Genomic DNA, 23,081 nt, shown 5'->3' on the forward strand with positions numbered 1-23,081 from the left:
CGTAGGCCTTGAAGTCACCGAATTGCTTGGTGATCGCTGCGGTCAGCGTCGTCTTGCCGTGGTCAACGTGGCCAATGGTGCCGATGTTGACGTGCGGTTTCGTACGCTCAAACTTTTCCTTTGCCATGTGCAAAGCTCCTTTTCTGTATCGGACGGCGGGGTGAGCCCCGCCCTACTTGGGGGTGGGTAGGGCGGGGTCAACCCCGCCACCCGGTTCTTACGCGTATTTCGCCTGGATCTCTTCGGAGATGTTGGACGGCACCGGATCGTAGTGATCGAACAGCATCGTGAACTGCGCGCGGCCCGAGGACATGGAGCGCAGCGTGTTGATGTAGCCGAACATGTTGGCGAGCGGCACGAAGGCGTTGATCGCAACGGCGTTGCCGCGCGGTTCCTGCCCCGTCACCTGGCCACGGCGCGACGTCAGATCGCCGATGATGCCACCGGTGTATTCCTCCGGCGTGATCACCTCGACCTTCATCACCGGTTCCAGCAGCTTGGCGCCGGCCTTCTTCATGCCTTCGCGCATGCACATGCGTGCCGCGATCTCGAAGGCCAGAACGCTGGAGTCCACGTCGTGGTACTTGCCGTCGACCAGGGCCACCTTGAAGTCGATCACCGGGAAGCCGGCCAGCGGACCGGAGTCCATCACCGACTTGATGCCCTTTTCGACGCCCGGGATGTATTCCTTCGGCACGGCGCCGCCGACGATGCGGGACTCGAAGGAGTAGCCTTCGCCCGGCTCGGTGGGGCTGATGATCAGCTTCACCTCGGCGAACTGGCCCGAACCACCCGACTGTTTCTTGTGGGTGTAGGTGTGCTCCACCTCGTGACCGATGGTCTCGCGGTAGGCCACCTGCGGGGCACCGATGTTGGCCTCGACCTTGAACTCGCGCTTCAGACGGTCCACCAGAATGTCCAGGTGAAGTTCGCCCATGCCCTTCATGATCGTCTGACCGGACTCGAGATCCGTTTCGACGCGGAAGGACGGGTCTTCGGCGGCCAGACGGGCCAGACCCTGGGACATCTTCTCTTGGTCGTTCTTGGTTTTCGGCTCGACGGCGATCTCGATCACCGGATCCGGGAACGTCATCGTTTCCAGAACCACCGGATCGTTCTTGTCGCAGAGCGTGTCACCCGTCGTGGTGTCCTTCAGACCGGCCAGGGCGATGATGTCGCCGGCAAAGGCTTCCTCGATCTCCTCGCGGTTGTTGGAGTGCATCATCATCATCCGACCAACGCGCTCGGTCTTGCCCTTGGTCGAGTTCAGCATGGTGTCACCCTTGGACAGGGTGCCCGAGTAGATGCGGGTGAAGGTGAGCGAGCCCACGAAGGGGTCGTTCATGATTTTGAACGCCAGGGCCGAGAAGGGCATATTGTCGTCCGCGCGGCGGGCGATGTTGCGCACCTCTTCCTCGTCGCCGGGCTTGAAGCCCATGTAGTCAACCACGTCGAGCGGGCTCGGCAGGTAGTCGATCACGGCGTTGAGCAGGGACTGCACACCCTTGTTCTTGAAGGCGGAGCCGCCGAGAACAGGCACGAAGTGCAGGGCCAGCGTGCCCTTGCGCAGCAGAGCGCGCAGGGTCGGCACGTCGGGCTCTTCGCCTTCGAGGTAGGCCATCATCGCGTCGTCGTCTTCTTCGACGGCCGCTTCGATCATCTTGCCGCGCCACTCTTCGGCCATGTCCTTCAGGCTGTCGCGGATCGGAGCCTTGACCCAGCTCGCGCCGAGGTCGTCGCCCTGCCACAGCCATTCTTCCATGGTGACCAGATCGATCAGGCCTTCCAGCTCGTTCTCTGCACCGATCGGAATACCGACGGGAACGGCGCGGGCGCCGGTGCGGTCTTCGATCATGCGGACGCAGTTGAAGAAGTCGGCGCCGATCTTGTCCATCTTGTTGACGAACACGATGCGCGGCACCTTGTAGCGGTCGGCCTGACGCCACACGGTTTCGGTCTGGGGCTCAACGCCGGCGTTGGCGTCGAGCACGCAGACGGCACCGTCGAGCACGGCGAGCGAACGCTCCACCTCGATCGTGAAGTCCACGTGGCCGGGGGTGTCGATGATGTTCAGACGGTGCTTCGGCGTGTCTGCGGTCTTGCCGTCCTCGGTGCGCTCCCAGAAGGTGGTCGTCGCAGCGGAGGTGATGGTGATACCGCGTTCCTGCTCCTGCTCCATCCAGTCCATCGTGGCTGCACCATCGTGCACCTCACCGATGTTGTGGGACTTGCCGGTGTAGTACAGGATGCGCTCCGAGCAGGTGGTCTTGCCTGCGTCGATGTGCGCCATGATCCCGAAGTTGCGGTAGCGGTCGAGGGGATATTCGCGTGCCATGGGTTTGGGTCCTTGGACGTGTGGTTACCAGCGGTAGTGGCTGAAGGCCTTGTTGGCTTCGGCCATCTTGTGAGTGTCTTCACGCTTCTTGACCGCGGTGCCGCGGCTGTTGACAGCGTCCAGGAGTTCGCCGGCGAGGCGCTCTTCCATGGTGTTCTCGTTGCGGGCGCGCGCGGCGGCGATCAGCCAGCGGATGGCCAGCGCTTCGCGGCGCTCGGGGCGCACTTCGACCGGCACCTGGTAGGTGGCACCACCCACGCGGCGAGAACGGACCTCGACGGAAGGCTTCACGTTGTCCAGCGCTTCGTGGAAGACTTCCACGGGCGCTTTCTTGAGCTTGGACTCAACGCGATCGAAAGCATTGTAGACGATCTTTTCGGCAACGCTTTTCTTGCCGTCGATCATCAGGTTGTTCATGAATTTGGTCAGCACGCGATCGCCATATTTGGCGTCGGGCAGCACTTCGCGTTTTTCAGCGGCGTGACGACGAGACATTCCGGGATCTCCTTACTTCGGACGCTTCGCGCCGTATTTCGAACGGCGTTGCTTACGGTCTTTGACGCCCTGGGTATCCAGAACACCGCGCAGGATGTGGTAGCGCACACCCGGAAGGTCTTTCACCCGGCCGCCGCGGATCAGGACAACGGAGTGTTCCTGAAGGTTGTGGCTTTCACCGGGAATGTAGGAGATCACCTCGAAGCCGTTGGTCAGGCGAACCTTCGCAACTTTCCGCATGGCGGAGTTCGGTTTCTTCGGCGTCGTGGTGTAAACGCGCGTGCAGACGCCACGCTTCTGCGGGCAGGCCTGCAGGTGCATGGACTTCTGTCGCTTGACTTTCGGCTGCCGCGGTTTGCGGATCAGCTGCTGAATCGTTGGCATGCACAGTCCTCGTGTTGCATGTTGTCAATACTCGCCCCAACCCTGGGACGCTGCTTCTCGACAGCGTTTTGCCCCCATGACAAAACGCCAAAACCGCATACGCCCCTTCATGTTTCCGGGACGGACACGGCGGTTTGACAGAGGATCGAGGCGCATTGCCCGGATCATGACCACTCAAGTTTCGGCTTTCGCAAGCAATCGGGGCACGGGGCCCCTGCCTGAGTGACGCGCGATGTAATGGGAGTCGGAGGGGTTGTCAACAGAGCCACGGGAAATGCCCCCGTGGCAGGCGCCGTGGCGGCCCCTGCCGCCCCGTCCCCGGACGCCTCCGGGAGTGCCGCAGCGTCACTTCTCCTGGGCGGGTGCAATTGCCCTCAAATTGTCCAGATTCAATCCAACTAAAGCCGCGAGCGACTCCCTTATTGGGGATGTGCAGATTTAACCAGTATTTGGAGTAACGGTAATGGTCGGGGTTCTTTCCGCCAGCTTGCTCACGGGTGCCCACTCACATCACCCCCTGCAAGACCTGGGCGTTGGGGAAGATGGAAAGAACAAGGGCAAGTCGGCCGGTCTGGCCGGGATCGAAATCTGGTCCACCGAATACGGTCTTGTCCACAGCTTTCACCCCGACGACTGCATTCTCCAGAACGAGACCGCGCAGGCCCTCTGCGCAGCCTTCCCCGCCGGGCCGACGGCATCCGGCGCCGCGCTCGGCCCCCGCGAGGCCCTTTTCCTGGTCGATCACCAGAGCCGCTGCTTCCTGCGCCACCCGGCCAATCCGGAGGCACGCCCGCCCTTTCCGCTTTCGGCCGGCTACCGGGAGATGGCGAGCTTCGAAACGCCGCTGCGCCCCGGCCTGCGGCTTCTTCAGCGCGAGCTGTTCGGCTTTCTCGCCGCCCTGCCCACCTCGGGCTGCCGCGGCCTCGCCTCCGGCACGCAGTTGGCCTGCGAACACGGGCCGGAAGCCATCGAGGCCGTGCGCCCGGGAACGCGCGTCCACACGCCTTCGGGGCTGCAGACCGTACTGGCCATCGCCCGCACCCCGCTGAGCCCCACGGTGATGACATGCTTCCCGCGGTTCGCGCCGATGGTGTTTCCGGCCAACGCCCTCGGAAACCCCGACGCCTTCACGCTGGCACCCGACCAGGGAATCCGCGTCGGCGGGCCGAACGTGGAGTATGATTTCGGAGAAACGGAAGTGCTTGTTTCGGCGCGTGAATTCGCGCCGCTCTCGCGCGCCTTCACCGATCGCCCTGCCACGGGCTTCACCTACTACAACCTGATCCTCGCGGAGCCCGAGCCGGTGAACGTGGGGGGGCTCTGGACGGAAACCGTCAATCTCTCGACGATCTCGCCGGAGTGGTTGCCGCGGATGCAGGCCGCCGGGCTGCTTTCGGCGCTTTCGGACTGCCCGTTGCAGGCGCTGATGCACCTGGCCCCCGCGGCGCGCCACCTGCGCCGCTTCGAGGCGCAATCCCTTCTGTATGAGCTGACACGCGACGGCGGCGCGATCTCGCGCGCGGCCTTCGCCATCGGCTGAACCCGATGCCTACCCGGCCCGTCCGGCGCGCTGCACCACCTGTTCGCGGTAGAGCACCCAGATCCCCATGCCCACCACGATGGCGGCGCCGAAGAGCGTGAGCGGCGCGGGCCATTCGCCGAACACCAGCACCCCCACGATCAGCGCGATCAGCAGGCTGGTGTAGCGGAAAGGCGCCACGAAGCCGATGTCGCCCACCCGCATCACCGCCACGCTGAACACGTAGCCCGCGACGACGAACAGCACGCTGCCCCCGATCAGGCCCCAGTGCCGCGCCTCCATCGGCACCCAGTCGGCGCCCACCGTGCCCCCTGCCCCCAGCAGCATCACCCCGAAGGCGGCCGCGGCGGCCACCGTGAGCGAGGGCACCTCCGGTGACAGTGCACGCGCCAGCAGATCCCGCGCGGTGACGAGCGCCACGGCGATCAGCGCGTAGATCGAGTAGATGTTGAAGCCCTCCGTGCCCGGCCGCACGATCAGGACCACGCCGAGAAAACCGATGAAGATCGCAGAGAGCCGGCGCCAGCCGACGGCCTCGCCGAGAAAGACCGCGCCGGCGAGCGTGACCGTGAGCGGCAGCGTCTGAAGGATGGCGGTGGCATTGGCGATGGGCATGTTGAACAGCGCGCTGATGAAGAAATAGGCCGCGCCGATCTCCACCAGCGTGCGCAGCAGGATCACCCGCCGGTCGCGCCTGGGCAGCGAAAAGGAAAGCCGCCCGGTGAGCCGCGCCAGGAGCAGGATGGCCAGCGTGGTGGCGATCCCGCGCAGGAAGATCGCCTGGAACAGCGGGATCTCCACGGAGAGCGATTTCATGCAGGCATCGTTCAGGGTGAACCCCGTCATGCTGCCGATCATCAGAAGCGCGCCGCGCGTGTTGTCCTTCATTCGGGTAGCGGTGGCGGTTTCCCCCGCCACTGTCAAGCGCGATTGAGGGAGCTTCGTGAAAAGAGGGGGCTCCGCCCCCGCCGCCCTGCGGGCGCCTCCCCCGAGGTATTTGGGGCGAGAGGAAGGGGGCCGAAGCAAAAGGCCCCCCGCCATGTCTGGCGGAGGGCCTGGATTTATCCCGCTTTCGAAAGCGGCGCTTACTCTTCGCGGCTTTCCGGGGTGTCCACGAGGATGTTGTCGAACTCATCCCCGCCGATCACGTCGTCGGAGAAGCCACCGGCATCGGCTTCGGAGGGCGCGGCAAGGGCCACCGCCTCTTCGGCTTCGGCGCGGCGCGCTTCGAGCACCACGTTGTCGCGCTCCTGCGCGATGCGGCGCACGCGCTGGGTGGCGCCACCGGTGCCGGCCGGGATCAGGCGGCCGACGATGACGTTCTCCTTGAGGCCGACGAGCTTGTCCTTCTTGCCCTGCACCGAAGCCTCGGTGAGCACGCGGGTCGTCTCCTGGAAGGAGGCGGCCGAGATGAAGGAGCGCGTCTGCAGGCTGGCCTTGGTGATCCCGAGCAGGATCGGCTCGCCCTGGGCGGGGCGACCGCCCTTCTTCAGCGCTTTCTCGTTGGCGGCGTCGAACTCGACCTTGTCCACGTGTTCGCCCTTCAGCAGCGTGGTATCGCCGGAGTCGGAGATCTCCCACTTCTGGAGCATCTGCCGGACGATGACCTCGACGTGCTTGTCGTTGATCTTCACGCCCTGCAGTCGATACACGTCCTGCACCTCGTCGATCATGTAGTTGGCGAGGGCTTCCACGCCCAGGATCGACAGGATGTCGTGCGGCGCCGGGTTGCCGTCCATGATGTAATCGCCCTTCTGGACGAAATCCCCTTCGGCAACCGGGATGTGCTTGCCTTTGGGCACCATGTATTCGACGGGCTCCATGGACTCGTCGGCCGGCTCGATCGTGATCCGACGCTTGTTCTTGTAGTCGCGGCCGTAGCGGACGTAGCCATCGATCTCGGCGATGATGGCGTGATCCTTCGGACGGCGCGCCTCGAACAGCTCGGCCACGCGCGGCAGACCACCGGTGATGTCCTTCGTCTTGGCGCCTTCCCGCGGGATCCGCGCCACCACGTCGCCGGCCTTGATCTCCTGACCGTCTTCGATCGAGAGGATCGCGTCCACCGACATCGGGTAGGTCACCGGGTTGCCCGCATCGTTGCGGACCGGCTCGCCGTCGGCATCGACGATGATGATCTCCGGCTTCAGCTCGTTGCCCTTGGGCGCGGCGCGCCAGTCGGACACGATCTTCTGGGTCATGCCGGTGGCATCGTCGGTCTCGTCGCGCACGGAGATGCCCGAGTAGAGATCCACGAATTTCGCCTTGCCGCCCTTCTCGGCGATGATCGGCAGGGTGTAGGGATCCCATTCGAACAGCTTGTCGCCGCGGGCCACCTTCATGCCTTCCTTGACGTGCACCTTCGAGCCGTAGCCCAGCTTGAAGGAGGCGCGCTCCTGGTCGTTCTCGTCGATGATCGCGAGCGACATGTTGCGGCCCATGACGATCGGCTCGCCATGCGCGTTCTCCAGCAGGCTGGCGTTGCGGAATTCCACGCGGCCCTCCTGGCTGGCTTCCTGGAAGGACTGCTGGCCACCCTGGGCAACGCCGCCGATGTGGAACGTCCGCATCGTCAGCTGCGTGCCGGGCTCGCCGATGGACTGGGCCGCGATGATGCCGACGGCTTCGCCGATGTTCACCATCGTGCCGCGGGCCAGGTCACGGCCGTAGCACTGGGCGCAGACGCCCTCTTCGGCTTCACAGGTCAGCGGGCTGCGGATCCGCATGGAGGCGACGCCGGCCTCTTCGATCGCATCGGCCTTGCGCTCGTCGATCAGTTCGCCGCGGGCCACGAGCACCTCGTCGGTGCCGGGGCGCAGGACGTCATCGGCGGCGACGCGGCCGAGGATGCGCTCGGAGAGCGAGGCCACCACTTCACCATCGTTCACGGCGGCCTGGGCGGTGATCGCCTTGTCGGTGCCGCAATCGGGCAGGCGCACGATGCAATCCTGCGCCACGTCGACGAGGCGGCGGGTCAGGTAACCGGAGTTGGCCGTCTTCAGAGCCGTATCCGACAGACCTTTCCGGGCGCCGTGGGTCGAGTTGAAGTACTCGAGCACCGTGAGGCCTTCCTTGAAGTTCGAGATGATCGGCGTCTCGATGATCTCGCCGTTCGGCTTGGCCATCAGGCCGCGCATCCCGCCCAGCTGCTTCATCTGCGTCACCGAGCCCCGGGCACCGGAGTGGGCCATCATGTAGACCGAGTTCGGCTCCTTCTCGGCGCCGTTCTCGTCGCGACCGGCGTTCGAGATGGTGGACATCATCGCCTCGGTCACCTTGTCGTTGCACTTGGACCAGGCGTCGACGACCTTGTTGTACTTCTCGCCCTGGGTGATCAGGCCGTCCATGTACTGCTGTTCGAAGCCCTTCACCTGTTCGCGCGTGTCCTCCACGATCTCCCACTTGTTGTCGGGGATGACCATGTCGTCCTTGCCGAAGGAGATGCCGGCCGCGAAGGCTTCCTTGAAGCCGAGGCTCATGATCTGGTCACAGAAGATGACCGATTCCTTCTGGCCGCAGTAGCGGTAGACGGTATCGATGACCTGCTGGACTTCCTTCTTCCGCAGAAGACGGTTGACCAGATCGAAGGGGGCTTTCGCGTTCAGCGGCAGCAGCGCGCCGAGGCGGATGCGGCCCGGCGTGGTGTCATAGCGCTTGTAGACCTCGAGGCCGTTTTCGTCGATCTGCTTGATGCGGGCCTTCACCTTGGCGTGCAGGTGCACCTCGCCGGCGGCGAGCGCGTGCTGGACTTCCTCCACGGAGGAGAAGACCATGCCTTCGCCCTTCATGCCCTCGCGCTCCATCGTGATGTAGTAGAGGCCGAGGATCATGTCCTGCGACGGCACGATGATCGGCGCGCCGTTGGCGGGCGACAGCACGTTGTTGGTGGACATCATCAGCACGCGGGCTTCCAGCTGGGCTTCCAGCGAGAGCGGCACGTGCACGGCCATCTGGTCACCGTCGAAGTCGGCGTTGAAGGCCGAGCAGACGAGCGGGTGCAGCTGGATGGCCTTGCCTTCGATCAGCGTGGGTTCGAAGGCCTGGATGCCGAGGCGGTGCAGCGTGGGCGCGCGGTTCAGCAGAACCGGGTGCTCGCGGATCACCTCGTCGAGGATGTCCCAGACTTCGGGGCGCTCTTTCTCGACCAGTTTCTTCGCCTGTTTCACGGTGGAAGACAGACCCTTGGCTTCGAGCCGCGAGTAGATGAACGGCTTGAACAGCTCCAGAGCCATCTTCTTGGGCAGACCACACTGGTGCAGCTTCAGCTCCGGGCCCGTCACGATCACGGAACGGCCGGAGAAGTCCACCCGCTTACCCAGAAGGTTCTGGCGGAAGCGCCCCTGCTTGCCCTTCAGCATGTCGGACAGCGATTTCAGCGGGCGCTTGTTGGCGCCGGTGATCACGCGGCCGCGGCGGCCGTTGTCGAACAGCGCGTCCACGGATTCCTGCAGCATCCGCTTCTCGTTGCGCACGATGATGTCGGGCGCGCGCAGCTCGATGAGCCGCTTGAGGCGGTTGTTGCGGTTGATCACGCGGCGATACAGGTCGTTGAGATCGGAGGTCGCGAAGCGGCCGCCGTCCAGCGGCACCAGCGGGCGCAGTTCCGGCGGGATCACCGGGATCACGGTGAGGATCATCCATTCCGGACGGTTGCCGGACTCGAGGAAGGATTCCACCACCTTAAGGCGCTTGATGATCTTCTTCGGCTTCAGCTCGCCGGTGGCTTCGGCCAGGTCGGCGCGCAGCTGCTCGGCTTCGGCTTCCAGATCGATCATGGCGAGCATTTCACGGATGGCTTCCGCGCCGATGCCGGCGGTGAAGGCATCCATGCCATAGACGTCCTGGGCGTCCATGTACTCTTCTTCGGTCATCAGCTGGCCGTAGGTCAGATCCGTCAGGCCCGGCTCGATCACGACGTAGTTCTCGAAGTAGAGAATGCGTTCCAGATCGCGCAGGGTCATGTCCAGCATCAGGCCGATCCGGGAGGGAAGCGACTTGAGGAACCAGATGTGGGCGACGGGCGAGGCCAGCTCGATGTGGCCCATGCGCTCGCGGCGGACCTTCTGCAGCGTGACTTCAACGCCGCATTTCTCGCAGACGACGCCGCGATACTTCATGCGCTTGTATTTGCCGCAGAGGCATTCGTAATCCTTGATCGGGCCGAAGATACGTGCGCAGAACAGGCCGTCACGCTCGGGCTTGAACGTGCGGTAGTTGATGGTTTCGGGCTTCTTGATCTCACCGTAGGACCAAGAGAGGATCCGCTCGGGGCTGGCCAGCGAAACCTTGATCTCGTCGAAGGTCTTCTGCGGCGTCAGCGGGTTGAACGGGTTGTTCGTGAGTTCCTGGTTCATTTTGATACCTCGTGTGTCAGAGGGTGCGGGGGAGGATTAGGGGCGGCGGCGCGGGCACCGCGCGCCCCGGGGGGCCGTCAGACGGGGCTAGCCCGCCTCTGGCTCACTCATCCTCCTCCGCATCCAGGAGTTCCATGTTCAGGCCGAGGCCGCGGACTTCTTTCACCAGCACGTTGAAGGATTCCGGCACGCCGGCTTCGAAGTTGTCTTCGCCCTTCACGATGCTTTCGTAGACTTTCGTCCGGCCGGCAACGTCGTCCGACTTCACGGTGAGCATCTCCTGCAGGGTGTAGGCGGCGCCGTAGGCTTCCAGAGCCCAGACCTCCATCTCCCCGAAGCGCTGACCACCGAACTGCGCCTTGCCGCCCAGCGGCTGCTGGGTAACGAGCGAGTACGGGCCCGTGGAGCGGGCGTGGATCTTGTCGTCCACCAGGTGGTGCAGCTTGAGCAGGTATTTCACACCCACGGTGACCGGGCGCGCGAACTGCTCACCCGTGCGGCCATCGTAGAGGATCGACTGCCCGGATTCCGAGAAGCCGGCCTTCACCAGCGCCTCGTTCACGTCGGCTTCCTTGGCGCCGTCGAAAACGGGGGTGGCGATCGGCACGCCGCGCGTCACGTTGCTGGCTTTCTCCAGCAGCTCTTCCTCTTCGAGGCCGGCGAGGCCTTCCTCGTAGACATCGTCGCCGTAGGCGATCCGCATCGCTTCGCGCACCGGAGTCATGTCACCGGAACGGCGATACTCCTGCAGCGCCTCGTCGATCTTGATGCCGAGGCCGCGGGAGGCCCAGCCCATGTGGGTCTCGAGGATCTGCCCGACGTTCATCCGCGAGGGCACGCCCAGCGGGTTGAGGCAGAAGTCGACCGGGGTGCCATCGGCGAGGAACGGCATGTCCTCCATCGGCACGACCTTGGAGATCACACCCTTGTTCCCGTGGCGGCCGGCCATCTTGTCGCCCGGCTGAAGCTTGCGCTTCACCGCGATGAAGACCTTGACCATCTTCATCACGCCCGGCGGCAGATCGTCGCCGCGGCGGACCTTTTCTACCTTGTCTTCGAAGCGGTGCTCCAGGGCCCGTTTCTGCGCTTCGAACTGCTCGTTCAGCGCTTCCACGATCTTGGCATCGTCTTCGTCTTCAAGGGCAAGCTGCCACCACTGCCCCTTGGAGAGCGTCTCCAGCAGTTCTTCGGTGATCACGGAGTTCGGAGCCACGCCGCGCGGGCCCTTCACCGCCACCTTGCCGAGGATCATGTCCTTCAGGCGGGCGTAGATGTTGCGCTCCAGGATGTGCATCTCGTCGTCGCGGTCACGGGCAAGACGCTCGATTTCCTCACGCTCGATCTGCAGCGCGCGCTCGTCCTTCTCCACGCCGTGGCGGTTGAAGACGCGCACTTCCACGACAGTGCCGTAATCGCCCGGCTTCACCCGCAGCGAGGTGTCGCGCACGTCGGAGGCCTTCTCGCCGAAGATGGCGCGCAGAAGCTTTTCTTCCGGCGTCATCGGGCTTTCGCCCTTCGGCGTGATCTTGCCCACGAGAATGTCGCCCGGCTCCACGTCGGCGCCGATGTAGACGATGCCCGCCTCGTCGAGGTTGCGCAGGGCTTCCTCGCCGACGTTCGGGATGTCGCGGGTGATCTCCTCCGGCCCGAGCTTCGTGTCACGGGCGGCGACTTCGAATTCCTCGATGTGGATCGAGGTGAACACGTCGTCACGCGCGATGCGCTCGGAGATCAGGATGGAGTCCTCGTAGTTGTAGCCGTTCCACGGCATGAAGGCCACGATGACGTTCTTGCCGAGCGCCAGTTCACCCATGTCGGTGGAGGGGCCGTCCGCGATGACTTCGCCCTTGCCCACGACATCGCCCACCTTCACCAGCGGGCGCTGGTTGATGCAGGTGTTCTGGTTGGAGCGCTGGAACTTGCGCATCCGGTAGATGTCCACGCCGGGATCACCGACTTCGAGATCCTCGGTGGCGCGCACCACGATCCGCTGGGCATCGACCTGGTCGATGATGCCGGCGCGTTTCGCCATGATCGCGGCGCCGGAGTCCCGGGCAACCACTTCCTCGATGCCGGTGCCCACGAGCGGCGCATCGGCGCGCAGCAGCGGAACCGCCTGACGTTGCATGTTCGAGCCCATCAGAGCGCGGTTTGCGTCGTCGTTTTCAAGGAACGGAATGAGCGAGGCCGCAACCGAAACCAGCTGTTTCGGCGACACGTCGATCAGGTCCACGTTCTCGATCGGCTGCAGCGTGTATTCGCCCGCCTGACGGGTGGAGACCATGTCGTTGACGAACCGGCCCTCTTCGTCGAGCTTGGCGTTGGCCTGGGCCACGGTGTGGCGCATTTCCTCGGTGGCGGACATGTATTGCACTTCGTCCGTCACCTTGCCGTCCACCACCTTACGGTAGGGGGTCTCGATGAAGCCGTATTTGTTCACGCGGGCATAGGTGGCCAGCGAGTTGATCAGGCCGATGTTCGGGCCTTCCGGCGTTTCGATCGGGCACATCCGACCGTAGTGCGTCGGGTGCACGTCGCGCACCTCGAAGCCGGCGCGCTCGCGGGTCAGGCCGCCCGGCCCGAGCGCCGAGAGGCGGCGCTTGTGGGTGACTTCCGAGAGCGGGTTCGTCTGGTCCATGAACTGCGACAGCTGCGAGGAGCCGAAGAACTCGCGCACGGCGGCGGCCGCCGGCTTGGCGTTGATCAGATCCTGCGGCATCACGGTGTCGATCTCGACGGAGCTCATGCGCTCCTTGATCGCGCGTTCCATGCGCAGCAGGCCGACGCGGTACTGGTTTTCCATCAGCTCGCCGACGGAACGTACGCGGCGGTTGCCGAGGTGGTCGATGTCGTCGATGTCGCCCTTGCCGTCACGCAGTTCCACCAGCGCCTTGATGCAGGCGATGATGTCTTCCTTGCGCAGCGTGCGCTGGGTGTCCTCGGCGTCGAGCGCCAGGCGCATGTTCATCTTCACGCGGCCCACGGCGGAGAGATCGTAGCGCTCGGAATCGAAGAACAGGCTGTCGAACAGGGCGGACGCGGCCTCCACGGTGGGCGGCTCGCCCGGACGCATGACGCGGTAGATGTCCATGAGCGCGGTCTCGCGGTTCATGTTCTTGTCCTGCGCCATGGTATTGCGGATGTAGGGGCCGACGTTGATGTTGTCGATGTCGAGGACCGGGATGTCGGTGAAGCCGGCATCCAGCAGTTCCTTCAGCGTGCCGCCGATGATCTCGCCGTCCTTGTCGTATTCCAGCGTCAGCTCGTCGCCGGCCTCGACGTAGATCGCGCCGGTTTCCTCGTCGATCAGATCCTTGGCGACGAATTTGCCCACGATGTGATCGAAGGGGACCAGCAGCGAGGTGACCTTGCCCTCTTCGATCAGCTGTTTCACCGCGCGGGGGGTGACCTTCTTGCCCGCTTCGGCGATCACTTCACCGGTGTCGGCGTCGATCAGATCGTAGGTGGGACGGGTGCCGCGCACGCGCTCGGGGAAGAACTTGGTGGCCCAGCCCTTGTTCTTCTTCAGCGAGTAGGTGACGGTATCGTAGTAGGCGTCGCAGATGCCCTCCTGATCGAGGCCGAGCGCGTAGAGCAGCGTGGTGACGGGCAGCTTGCGGCGGCGGTCGATGCGGGCGAACACGATGTCCTTGGCGTCGAATTCGAAATCGAGCCAGGAGCCGCGGTAGGGGATGATGCGGCAGGCGAACAGCAGTTTGCCGGAAGAGTGGGTCTTGCCCTTGTCGTGATCGAAGAACACGCCCGGGGAGCGGTGCATCTGGGAAACGATCACACGCTCGGTGCCGTTCACGATGAAGGTGCCGTTGGGCGTCATCAGGGGCATGTCGCCCATGAAGACGTCCTGCTCCTTGATGTCCTTCACCGATTTCGCGCCGGTGTCTTCATCGACATCGAACACGATCAGGCGCAGGGTGACCTTCAGCGGGGCGCTGTAGGTCATGTCGCGCTGCTGGCACTCCTCGACGTCGTATTTCGGCTTCTCGAGCTCGTACTTCACGAACTCCAGAACGGCGGTTTCGTTGAAATCCTTGATCGGGAAGACCGATTGGAAAACGCCCTTGATGCCTTCACCGTCGGTCGGTTCGGGCTGGTCGCCGGATTTCAGGAAGAGATCGTAGGAGGATTTCTGAACCTCGATCAGGTTCGGCATCTCCAGGACTTCGCGGATCTTGCCGTAATACTTGCGAAGCCGTTTCTGGCCAAGGTAGGTCTGAGCCATGCGCGTGGTCACCTTTCAGCGTTCTTCGCGGGCACGAGTCTGCCGGGGCCACAGCACCGCGCCGCACACGAAACAAGGGGGTTCGATCTATGCCTGGGCTCCGTCCCACCGGGCCCTCCCGATCGTTGAACCACACCTTGGGAAACACTTTCTCAACGAAAGCCCTTTCCAAGACAGGTTCGGCTGGACCCGGATTTCTCCGGATCCAGCCAGAATGCACAAGTCACTGCGGGGCGCGTGCCCCGGCAGATTATTTGACTTCGACCTCGGCGCCAGCTGCTTCCAGCTTGCCTTTGATCTCTTCGGCTTCTTCCTTGGAAACGCCTTCCTTGACAGCCTTGCCGCCGGCTTCCACCAGCTCTTTGGCTTCTTTGAGGCCCAGGCCGGTGATGCCGCGGACTTCTTTGATGACGTTGATTTTGGAAGCGCCGGCCGACTTCAGGATGACGTCGAACTCGGTTTTCTCTTCTTCGGCAGCAGCGCCGCCGGCGTCACCACCAGCAGCAACCATCACGGCGCCGCCAGCAGCCGGCTCGATGCCGTACTCGTCTTTCAGGATGGTTTTCAGCTCTTGAGCTTCGAGAAGGGTCAGACCAACGATCTCTTCAGCCAGTTTTTTCAGATCAGCCATTGTACTGTTTTCCGTTCGTTAAGATGTGTTCCAACGTGCCAGGGTTCAACCCCCACGCAGGTCTCTTGTTGCTTAAGCGGCTTCCCGCTCCTCCAGTGTGGAGAGGATGCCGGCGATGTTGCTTGCAGGCGCGCCAATGGCACCGGCGATGTTGGAGGCCGGGGCGCCGATGCAGCCGACGATGGAAGCGATGAGCTCCTCGCGGGACGGCATCTTCGACACGGCGGTAACACCAGCGCGGTCCAGAGCGTTCTCACCCATTGCACCGCCAAGGATCTCAAACTTCTTGTTATCCTTGGCGAAGTCCTCGGCCACCTTGGCTGCTGCCACGGGGTCCTCGGAGAAGGTCAGAACGGTCATGCCCGAAAGGTATTCGGAAATCGAAGCACAAGGCTTACCTTCCAGGGCGATTTTGGCGAGCTTGTTTTTGGCAACACGCACGGAACTGCCTGCCTCGCGGGCGCGGGCACGCAGATCCTGCATCTCAGCAACGGTGAGGCCTTCGTAGTGGGAAACCACGACGACGCCAGAGCTTTCGAAGATTTGGCCGAGTTCCTCGACCAGTTTCTCTTTCTGGGCTCTATCCACAGCGTTACTCCAAATGTGAGGGGCATCACCCCTCGGCTCAGGTTTAGCCGTTCCGTTGTCGAAACGGCGTCTTAAGTCCTTGATGTACGGGACAAAGCCAAAATGCGCCCGAGGTCTCCTCTGGCAAATTCTGTCATTTCCCGTCTCAGGCAGGAATTATGAGGCGAGGCCTCACCCACCGTCTCGGACGAAATGCACGGCGACGCCCGACGAATCGCGCGTTTTGGTGCAGGACTGCCTCTTAGGAGGTTCTGGCCGCGGGAGCAAGTGCGAATGCCCGGGCGCCACCGCACGGCGCAGGATCAGGGCGCGAAACAGCACAGCCCGCCCCCGATTGAGCGGGTTCTTCCGGGCGGAAGGATGGCCGCTTCAGGTGCCGTGGCGTAGGCGCTCCTCCGCCAGGGCGGGGGCGGCGCCCCCTCCCTTCATCCGCGCGGCCTGGGCCCGTTTGCGGGAGCGCGCAAGCACCCGCGTGATCTTGGCCTCGAGGTCGCGCCGCTCGATCGGCTTCGCCACGTAGCCGTCCATGCCGATCGCGCGGACCCGGGGCTCCGCCTGATCCGGGTTTTCCGCCGACAGGGCGATCACCGGCGTGCGCGCGATGCGCCCGCCGAGCGCGCGCATCGCCTCGAACATCTCCATACCGCTCATCCCCGGCATGTTCAGATCGAGCAGGACGAGATCGATCCGCTCCACCTGCAGCAGCTCCAGCGCTCGCTCGCCCCGATCCGCCTCGATGCCCTCATGCCCCATGCGCCGCAGGAAGGCCCCGGCGATGGTGCGGTTCGTCCGGTTGTCGTCCACCACCAACACCCGGGCGCCCGCGGCCACGGCATCAGCCCCGCCCCTGCCGCCGGCATCGGCCGGTTGCGGAACGGCCTGCACCGAGCCCTGCTCCGAGCGCTGGACAGGGGCCGGCACCACCTCCGCCCCCTGCGAGGCCGGGCAGGACACCTCCGGCGCCAGGAAGGTCAGAACGAACTCCGAGCCCCGCCCAGGGCGGGACGTGAGCGTGACATCGCCGCCCATCTGCCGTGCCAGCTGGCGGGTGATGGGCAGCCCGAGCCCGGTGCTGTTGAGCCCGAGCGCACCGCCGGACGCGCCCTCCCGCGCTTCGATCTGCTGGTATTTCTCGAAGATCCGCGCCTGATCCTTCCGCGCGATGCCCGCGCCCGTGTCCCGGACCCGCACCTCCACGCCGCCCCGCACCCCAGGCTGGCGCCCGATGCGCAGGCTCACGTGGCCCGCATCGGTATATTTCAGAGCGTTGGACAGCAAGTTGGAAACGCATTGGCGCACGCGCATCTTGTCGAATTCGAGCATGTCGGGGAGCGCGGGATCCACGTCGAACCTCAGGTCCAGATCCTTCTCCTCCGCGAGGCCGCGGAAGAGCTCCACCAGTTCGGCACAGGTTTCCTTAAGGTCCGCCGGGCCTGGCGCCAGCGTGAAATGCCCGGCTTCGATCTTGGCGCTGTCGAGAAGCTCCGTCACGATCCGCTCGGCATCGCGCGCGGAGCGCTCCAGAAGATCGAGCTGCCGTTTCCGGCGCGGCCCGTCCGGCTCGTCCTGCAGAAGCTGCGCCGCCCCGATGACGCCGTTCAGCGGGGTCCGGATCTCGTGGCTGACGACGGCGAGGAACTCATCCTTCGCGCGGTTGGCGGCTTCCGCCCGCGCCCGCGCCTCGGCCATTTCCGCCCGGTAGCGCTGGTTTACCCGATAGGCAAGCGAGAGATAGAGCAGCAGGAAGGCGATTATGAAGGCGAATACCACGACGTCCAGCGCGGTGGCGCCGTTGAGCGCCTGTGCCACGGGCAGGAACATGGCCGCCGCGATCAGCGGCACCAGCTTGGCGACCCGTTCACCGAAACTGTGCTCGCGGATCAGCATCGTGTGGGTCAGCGCCCCCACGAGGATGGCCAGCGCGAGAACATTCTCCGTCAGCCCGCCCTTCGCGGCGAGAAAGGCGCAATTGGCCATCATGCCGACGCTCGCCAGGAGCATCAGCGTGATGCTCGGCCCCGCGGGCACCTCCTGCCCTGCGCGGGCAGCGCGGCGGCGCAGCTGATAAAGCCAGATCTCGCTCAGGGCCACGGCCCCGAGAGCGACGGCGACGAAAGGCAACGGCAGGAAGAAGGCCGACGCCAGAAAGATGATCCCGACCCCGGCGAGGCGGGGAAGAAGATCGCGATCCCGGAATATTTCCACGTGCTCTGCCACACCCTGCCCTTTGCCGCGCAAAAAGTGGGGGGACTATGGCGCAAAAAACCTTAACGAAATCTTGCAAGGGGCTGAAACCCGGCGATCTTCGGCAGCACACGGCCGAAACGAACGGCATCTGACGAAAAAAGGGGCGCCGAGGCGCCCCTTCTTCAATTCTCTGCTGCCCGAGCCACGACTCAGTTGCCGGTGGCGTTTTCCACGGAGATCGTCACGCCGGGGCCCATGGTGGAGCTCAGCGCGATCTTCTTCATGTAAGCGCCCTTGGCACCGGACGGCTTGGCCTTGGACACGGCGTCCACGAAGGCGCGCACGTTCTCGGCCAGTTTGCCTTCGTCGAAGGAGATCTTGCCGATGCCGGCGTGCACGACGCCCGCTTTCTCGGCCTTGAACTGGACCTCACCGCCCTTGGCCTTGGCCACGGCATCGGCCACGTCCATCGTCACCGTGCCGACCTTCGGGTTCGGCATCAGGTTGCGCGGGCCGAGGATTTTGCCGAGACGGCCGACGATCGGCATCATGTCCGGGGTGGCGATGCAGCGATCGAACTCGATGGTGCCGGCCTGGATGGTTTCCATCAGGTCCTCGGCGCCCACGATGTCGGCGCCGGCCTTCTGGGCTTCTTCCGCTTTCGGGCCGCGGGCGAAGACGGCGACGCGCACGGTCTTGCCGGTGCCGTTGGGCAGGGACACGACGCCACGGACCATCTGGTCGGCGTGACGCGGGTCGACGCCCAGGTTCATCGCGATCTCAAGGGTCTCGTCGAACTTGGCGGACGCGTTGCTCTTGATCAGGGCGACGGCTTCCTCGACGGAGAGGTTTTCCTTGCCGGCGAAAGCTTCGCGGGCGGCTTTGGTGCGTTTTCCGAGCTTTGCCATGATTACTTCACCTCGATGCCCATGGACTTCGCGGAGCCCAGAATGATCTGCATTGCCGATTCCACGTCGTTCGCGGACAGGTCTTTCATCTTGGCTTCGGCGATTTCGCGCACCTGGGCCACGGTCACGGTGCCCACGGTTTCACGGCCGGGCTTCTCCGCACCCTTGGGGCGGTTGCGCTTGCCGACGGGCTTCAGGCCAGCGGCCTTCTTCAGGTAGTAAGACGCGGGCGGCGTCTTGATGTCCATCGAGAAGGACTTGTCCTGGTAGTAGGTGATCACGGTCGGGCACGGCGCGCCGGGCTCCATGTCCTGCGTCTTGGCGTTGAACGCCTTGCAGAATTCCATGATGTTGATGCCGCGTTGGCCGAGGGCGGGGCCCACGGGCGGCGACGGGTTGGCTTTGCCTGCAGGGATCTGCAGCTTCATGGTGCCAGCAAGCTTCTTGGCCATCTGACTTTTCCTTTTCCAACGCCCCGGCGAACGCGTCCGCGGGGCTCTCACGTTGTGTGGTCAGGCCGTTCGGGCGCGCCCGCCGAACCTCCCACGGCTTACCCCGGCACGGGCCGGGGGCATCACTCAGGCCCCTTTCGACACCTGCGTGTATTCCAGTTCGACCGGGGTCGCGCGGCCGAAGATCGACACCGTCACCTTCAGGCGCTGGTTGTCTTCGTCCACCTCTTCCACCATGCCTTCGAAACCTTCGAAGGGGCCGTCGTTCACGTTCACCTTCTCCCCGACCTCGAAACGGATCAGCGTGCGCGGTGCTTCCTGGTTCTCCTCGACGCGGTTGAGGATCTGGTTCACCTCGGCGTCGCGCATCGGCATCGGTTTGCCCTGCGGCCCAAGGAACCCGGTGACGCGGTTGATCGAGTTGATCAGGTGGTAGCCCCGATCCGTCATCTCCATGCGCACCAGCACGTAGCCCGGCATGAAGCGGCGCTCGGTGGAGACCTTCTTGCCCCGGCGCACCTCGATGACCTCTTCGGTCGGCACCAGAACTTCCTCGATCTCATCCTGCAGGCCGGCTTCCTCGACGGCGTGTTTGATCTGCTCGGCGATCTTCTTCTCGAAGTTCGAGAGCACGCTCACCGAATACCACCGCTTTGCCATCTTGCCTTCGTCCTCGCATCGCCCGGGGCCGTGCCCGGAAATTCAACTGTTGTTTCCGCAATATAAAACGGCGTGCGACTCGAATCGAAGCACGCCAGAATTGGGAAGGTTCGCGCTACCTACAGCCTGCCCGCCGAAATGACAAGCACCGGCTGGGCTCAGCCGAACATCCCGAGCAGGCCGGTGAGCCCGGTGCGGATCAGCAGATCGACGAAGAAGAAGAAGATCGCCGTCAGCGTTGCCATGATGAAGACCATCACGGTCGTCAGAACCACCTCGCGGCGGGTGGGCCAAACCACCTTGGAGACTTCGCCCCGCACCTGCTGGATGAACTGAAGCGGATTCGTCTTGGTTGCCATTCTGTCGTCTGCCTTTGTAGGGAACGCTGTGCAGATACGGCCATCCGCCGCGGTTTTCAAGTCAATAGCGCCTCGGGGGCGCCCCGGCCGGCCAAAGCTCGCCCTTCCGTGATCGGCGGGAGAGCGGATTTCGCGCCCGGCCGGCCTCAGGGCCGCAGCAGCCGAACCCCGGGCAGGCGCGCCGCCGCGGCGAGATCCGCCTCGTAGGCGGCAAGGCTTTCGGCCTTGATCGCCTCGGGCCAGGGATCGTAGGCCGGGTGTTCCGGGCCCACTGGGAAGGCCTCCCGCGCGGCTTTCGCAAGGCCTGCCTCCTCGGGGTCGTCCTCCGCCCAGGCCTGCGCCACCGCGACGGCCGTGCGCGAAAGCCCCTGGTGCGCGATGCCTTCGGGCGCATCCAGCGCCGCGGCGGCCTCGGCGGGCATCATCTCCGACAACAGCCGGGGCAGCAGCGCCCGGTAATCCTCGTAGCGCCACAGAATCAGCTCGCGCGGCCCCTCGATCAGGCTCAGACGTTTCACGAGGTTGGACCACTGGATCCGCTCCGGCGCCACCCCGGCCACGAAATCCACGAAGCGCCCGTAGCGCCCCCGCAGCATCGCCTGGCTGTAGGCCGACACCAGATAGGAGGCAGGCTCCCGCACCGAGAGCATCAGGCGCAGATCACAGCCCGCAAGCCCGCGCACGATGCGCTCCACGCGCAGATCGGCCTTCGGATAGAGCGGGAACAGCTGCCCGGCATCCCCCTGGAACATCGGCCCGAGCAGATTCTCTTCCGACAGGATCACCGTATCCGCGCCACCCGCGAGATCCCGAAGGACGGATTCGGCGGCGCCGGGGCGGCTGCCGTCCTCCAGGCCGAGGAACTGGCGCAGGCTCAGCCCGGTGGGCCGCAGCGTGCTCGGCCCGACGTAGCGCACCGAGGCCGCGGCAAGCCGGTCGGCATTGCGGTCCAGCAGTTTCTGTAAGTGGGTGGTGGCCGTCTTGTGGGCGCCGATGTGCAGGAAGACTGTCAGTCGGTCTGGCACGAGCTCGCTCGATCCCGGTTTTCGCGTCATGGTGGCATCATGCGCGCGGTTTCTCGGCGGCGTCACGGCGCGCCCTTGGGCGGCCTGGCAGGGGCTGAGGGACTCGAACCCACGACCCTCGGTTTTGGAGACCGATGCTCTACCAACTGAGCTAAACCCCTAGGCCGTGCGCTGGATTACGACGCCTGTTCGGGGGAATCAAGAGCGCTTCGCAAAAAAACGCACCGCCCGCCGCATCGCCGCCGCAACGGCAGGCGGGCGGCCCTTCCGGCAGGGCGGAGATCGGCTCAGATCACCGCCTGGGCCATGGGGCCGAGGCCGGCGATTCCCTCGGTGAAGACAACCGAGCGCAGGGCTGGCATCGCTGCAGAACCCCGTGATCGAAGGCTTCGACTTGGAACTGCCGGTGCCGGAAGACGCCGAGGCGGAAACCGCGCTGCGGCAAATGAGCGGGGATGTTGATCGCCGGACGGAGAGGCATTAATTCCGGGCGCAACAGAAAGGGCCACCCTTGAAACTTCGCAAACGCATCGGAAACAGCAGACGCCTCAACCGTTTCGTGGCCCGGCTCTTCGCCGGCTACATCCGCCTCGTCTGGCGCACCAGCCGCTTCGAGATCCACGGAATGGAAGCCATCGCGGCCGACGTGCGCGCCGGCAACCCCATCATCATGGGCGTGATGCACCAGCGCCTGATGCTGTCGCCCTACCTGTTCCCCCCGCGCGAAGACGGCCCGATCTGCTCGGTGACCTCGGCGGCGAAGGCCGGCCGTCTCGTCGGCCTGATCCAGGAGGAATTCGGCTTCCAGACGATCCCGCTCCCCAGCGGCACAAGCCACGTCGCGCTCTCCCGCACGATCGTCGGGCGCATGCGCGAGGGCGTGTCCGTCGGCTTCGCGGTCGACGGCCCCTCAGGCCCCGCACGCGTCGCCAAGACCGTGCCCGTCGCCTGGGCCCGCCTCACCGGATGCCCCATCGGTCTCGCCACCTATTCCGTGAAGCGCCAGTTCCGCCTCGGCTCCTGGGACAGGCTGATCGTGCCCCTGCCCTTCAACACCGGCGTCATCCTGCTGGAGCCCTTCTCCGAAACCATTCCCAGAAAACCCTCGGAAGAAGAGATGGAACACCTCCGCGCCGCGCTCGAAACGCAGCTCAACGCCCTCTGCGATCGCGCCGACGCGCTCTGCGGCCACGAAAAGCCCCTGCTCTGAATTCCCGCAAGCTGGGGTGTTTCCGGCCGCAAGCCGGGGCCCACTTTGTTCCTCAAATATCCCGGGGGAGGCGCGCCGCAAGGCGCCGCGGGGGCAGCGCCCCCTGCCCTCGGTCGGGCACCAGCGCCTGAATGCGGCGCCAGACAAAGGAAAAGGGCCGCTCACCCGGAGCGGCCCTCGCCAATTCGCGTATCGCGGAAGCGATTACTCGATGATCTTGGACACCACGCCGGCGCCGACGGTGCGGCCGCCTTCACGGATGGCGAAGCGCAGACCGTCTTCCATCGCGATCGGAGCGATCAGCTCCACCGTGAAGGAGATGTTGTCGCCCGGCATCACCATCTCGGTGCCTTCGGCCAGCGTCACCGTGCCGGTCACGTCCGTCGTGCGGAAGTAGAACTGCGGGCGGTAGTTGGCGAAGAACGGGGTGTGACGGCCGCCTTCTTCCTTCGTCAGGATATAGGCTTCGGCTTCGAACTTCGTGTGCGGGGTCACGGAGCCCGGCTTGCAGAGAACCTGGCCACGCTCGACCGCTTCGCGGTCGATGCCGCGCAGCAGCGCGCCGATGTTGTCGCCGGCTTCGCCACGGTCCAGCAGCTTGCGGAACATTTCAACGCCGGTGCAGGTGGTCTTCTGCGTGTCGCGGATGCCCACGATCTCGATCTCGTCACCCACGTTGATCACGCCGCGCTCGACGCGACCGGTCACCACGG

18 protein-coding genes and 1 tRNA gene are annotated in these 23,081 nt (G+C 64.6%); 2 read left to right on the forward strand and 17 right to left on the reverse strand.

The window, feature by feature from the left end:
• The 4 genes from PSA7680_RS17415 to rpsL form a co-directional block, all read right to left on the reverse strand.
• Positions 1 to 127, reverse strand: a 127-nt coding sequence (locus PSA7680_RS17415) for a GTP-binding protein (RefSeq protein ID WP_245824694.1), incomplete at its 3' end; no start/stop codon positions are given.
• Between the two features lie 90 nt (positions 128 to 217).
• On the reverse strand, positions 218 to 2,335 hold the full coding sequence (gene fusA / locus PSA7680_RS17420) for an elongation factor G (protein WP_085869954.1): 2,118 nt from the start codon (positions 2,333 to 2,335) through the stop codon (positions 218 to 220).
• A gap of 24 nt (positions 2,336 to 2,359) precedes the next feature.
• The gene (rpsG, locus tag PSA7680_RS17425; protein WP_085869955.1) at positions 2,360 to 2,830 is read right to left on the reverse strand and encodes a 30S ribosomal protein S7; all 471 of its coding nucleotides are present in this window, start codon (positions 2,828 to 2,830) and stop codon (positions 2,360 to 2,362) included.
• A 12-nt stretch (positions 2,831 to 2,842) separates the two neighbouring features.
• Positions 2,843 to 3,214, reverse strand: coding sequence for a 30S ribosomal protein S12 (gene rpsL / locus PSA7680_RS17430; RefSeq protein WP_035253348.1), 372 nt, complete (start codon positions 3,212 to 3,214; stop codon positions 2,843 to 2,845).
• A 463-nt stretch (positions 3,215 to 3,677) separates the two neighbouring features.
• Here rpsL and PSA7680_RS17435 point away from each other — a divergent pair, with 463 nt between their 5' ends.
• A complete protein-coding gene (locus PSA7680_RS17435) occupies positions 3,678 to 4,754 on the forward strand; it encodes a Hint domain-containing protein (RefSeq protein WP_085869956.1) in 1,077 nt (358 codons plus the stop codon).
• A gap of 9 nt (positions 4,755 to 4,763) precedes the next feature.
• Here PSA7680_RS17435 and PSA7680_RS17440 read toward each other — a convergent pair whose 3' ends face one another.
• The 12 genes from PSA7680_RS17440 to PSA7680_RS17495 all read right to left on the reverse strand — a co-directional run bounded on the left by PSA7680_RS17440 (position 4,764) and on the right by PSA7680_RS17495 (position 21,319).
• Positions 4,764 to 5,642 carry a DMT family transporter gene (locus tag PSA7680_RS17440; RefSeq protein WP_085869957.1) on the reverse strand — a complete coding sequence of 293 codons (879 nt, stop codon included), beginning with the start codon at positions 5,640 to 5,642 and terminating at the stop codon, positions 4,764 to 4,766.
• 197 nt (positions 5,643 to 5,839) lie between these two features.
• Positions 5,840 to 10,108, reverse strand: coding sequence for a DNA-directed RNA polymerase subunit beta' (gene rpoC, locus PSA7680_RS17445; protein WP_085869958.1), 4,269 nt, complete (start codon positions 10,106 to 10,108; stop codon positions 5,840 to 5,842).
• A 103-nt stretch (positions 10,109 to 10,211) separates the two neighbouring features.
• Positions 10,212 to 14,348, reverse strand: coding sequence for a DNA-directed RNA polymerase subunit beta (gene rpoB, locus PSA7680_RS17450; RefSeq protein ID WP_085869959.1), 4,137 nt, complete (start codon positions 14,346 to 14,348; stop codon positions 10,212 to 10,214).
• 250 nt (positions 14,349 to 14,598) lie between these two features.
• Positions 14,599 to 14,979 (reverse strand): 50S ribosomal protein L7/L12, encoded by a 381-nt coding sequence (gene rplL / locus PSA7680_RS17455; RefSeq protein WP_085869960.1) that lies wholly within the window; start codon positions 14,977 to 14,979, stop codon positions 14,599 to 14,601.
• Between the two features lie 72 nt (positions 14,980 to 15,051).
• Positions 15,052 to 15,567 carry a 50S ribosomal protein L10 gene (gene rplJ, locus PSA7680_RS17460; RefSeq protein WP_085869961.1) on the reverse strand — a complete coding sequence of 172 codons (516 nt, stop codon included), beginning with the start codon at positions 15,565 to 15,567 and terminating at the stop codon, positions 15,052 to 15,054.
• 369 nt (positions 15,568 to 15,936) lie between these two features.
• Positions 15,937 to 17,784, reverse strand: coding sequence for an ATP-binding protein (locus PSA7680_RS17465; protein ID WP_085869962.1), 1,848 nt, complete (start codon positions 17,782 to 17,784; stop codon positions 15,937 to 15,939).
• A gap of 179 nt (positions 17,785 to 17,963) precedes the next feature.
• The gene (gene rplA, locus PSA7680_RS17470) at positions 17,964 to 18,662 is read right to left on the reverse strand and encodes a 50S ribosomal protein L1 (protein WP_085869963.1); all 699 of its coding nucleotides are present in this window, start codon (positions 18,660 to 18,662) and stop codon (positions 17,964 to 17,966) included.
• Positions 18,663 to 18,664: 2 nt separating this feature from the next.
• Entirely contained in the window at positions 18,665 to 19,114 is a 450-nt protein-coding gene (gene rplK / locus PSA7680_RS17475; RefSeq protein WP_085869964.1) for a 50S ribosomal protein L11, read from the reverse strand.
• Between the two features lie 126 nt (positions 19,115 to 19,240).
• Complete coding sequence (gene nusG / locus PSA7680_RS17480; protein ID WP_085869965.1) at positions 19,241 to 19,774, reverse strand: transcription termination/antitermination protein NusG; 534 nt, start codon at positions 19,772 to 19,774, stop codon at positions 19,241 to 19,243.
• 158 nt (positions 19,775 to 19,932) lie between these two features.
• Entirely contained in the window at positions 19,933 to 20,133 is a 201-nt protein-coding gene (secE, locus tag PSA7680_RS17485) for a preprotein translocase subunit SecE (RefSeq protein WP_085869966.1), read from the reverse strand.
• A 146-nt stretch (positions 20,134 to 20,279) separates the two neighbouring features.
• Positions 20,280 to 21,188, reverse strand: a complete 909-nt coding sequence (locus PSA7680_RS17490) for a hypothetical protein (RefSeq protein ID WP_085869967.1) — start codon at positions 21,186 to 21,188, stop codon at positions 20,280 to 20,282.
• A 55-nt stretch (positions 21,189 to 21,243) separates the two neighbouring features.
• Positions 21,244 to 21,319, reverse strand: a tRNA-Trp gene (locus PSA7680_RS17495).
• A 350-nt stretch (positions 21,320 to 21,669) separates the two neighbouring features.
• On the opposite strand from PSA7680_RS17495, the gene PSA7680_RS17500 reads away from it, so the two are divergent.
• Positions 21,670 to 22,368 (forward strand): lysophospholipid acyltransferase family protein, encoded by a 699-nt coding sequence (locus PSA7680_RS17500; RefSeq protein WP_085869968.1) that lies wholly within the window; start codon positions 21,670 to 21,672, stop codon positions 22,366 to 22,368.
• Positions 22,369 to 22,572: 204 nt separating this feature from the next.
• Here the strand turns inward: PSA7680_RS17500 and PSA7680_RS17505 are convergent.
• Positions 22,573 to 23,081 (reverse strand): EF-Tu C-terminal domain-related protein (locus tag PSA7680_RS17505; protein WP_245824557.1); only part of this gene is annotated, 509 nt, incomplete at its 5' end.

Origin of the sequence: Pseudoruegeria aquimaris, from assembly GCF_900172235.1 — a bacterium.
GTDB lineage: Bacteria > Pseudomonadota > Alphaproteobacteria > Rhodobacterales > Rhodobacteraceae > Pseudoruegeria > Pseudoruegeria aquimaris.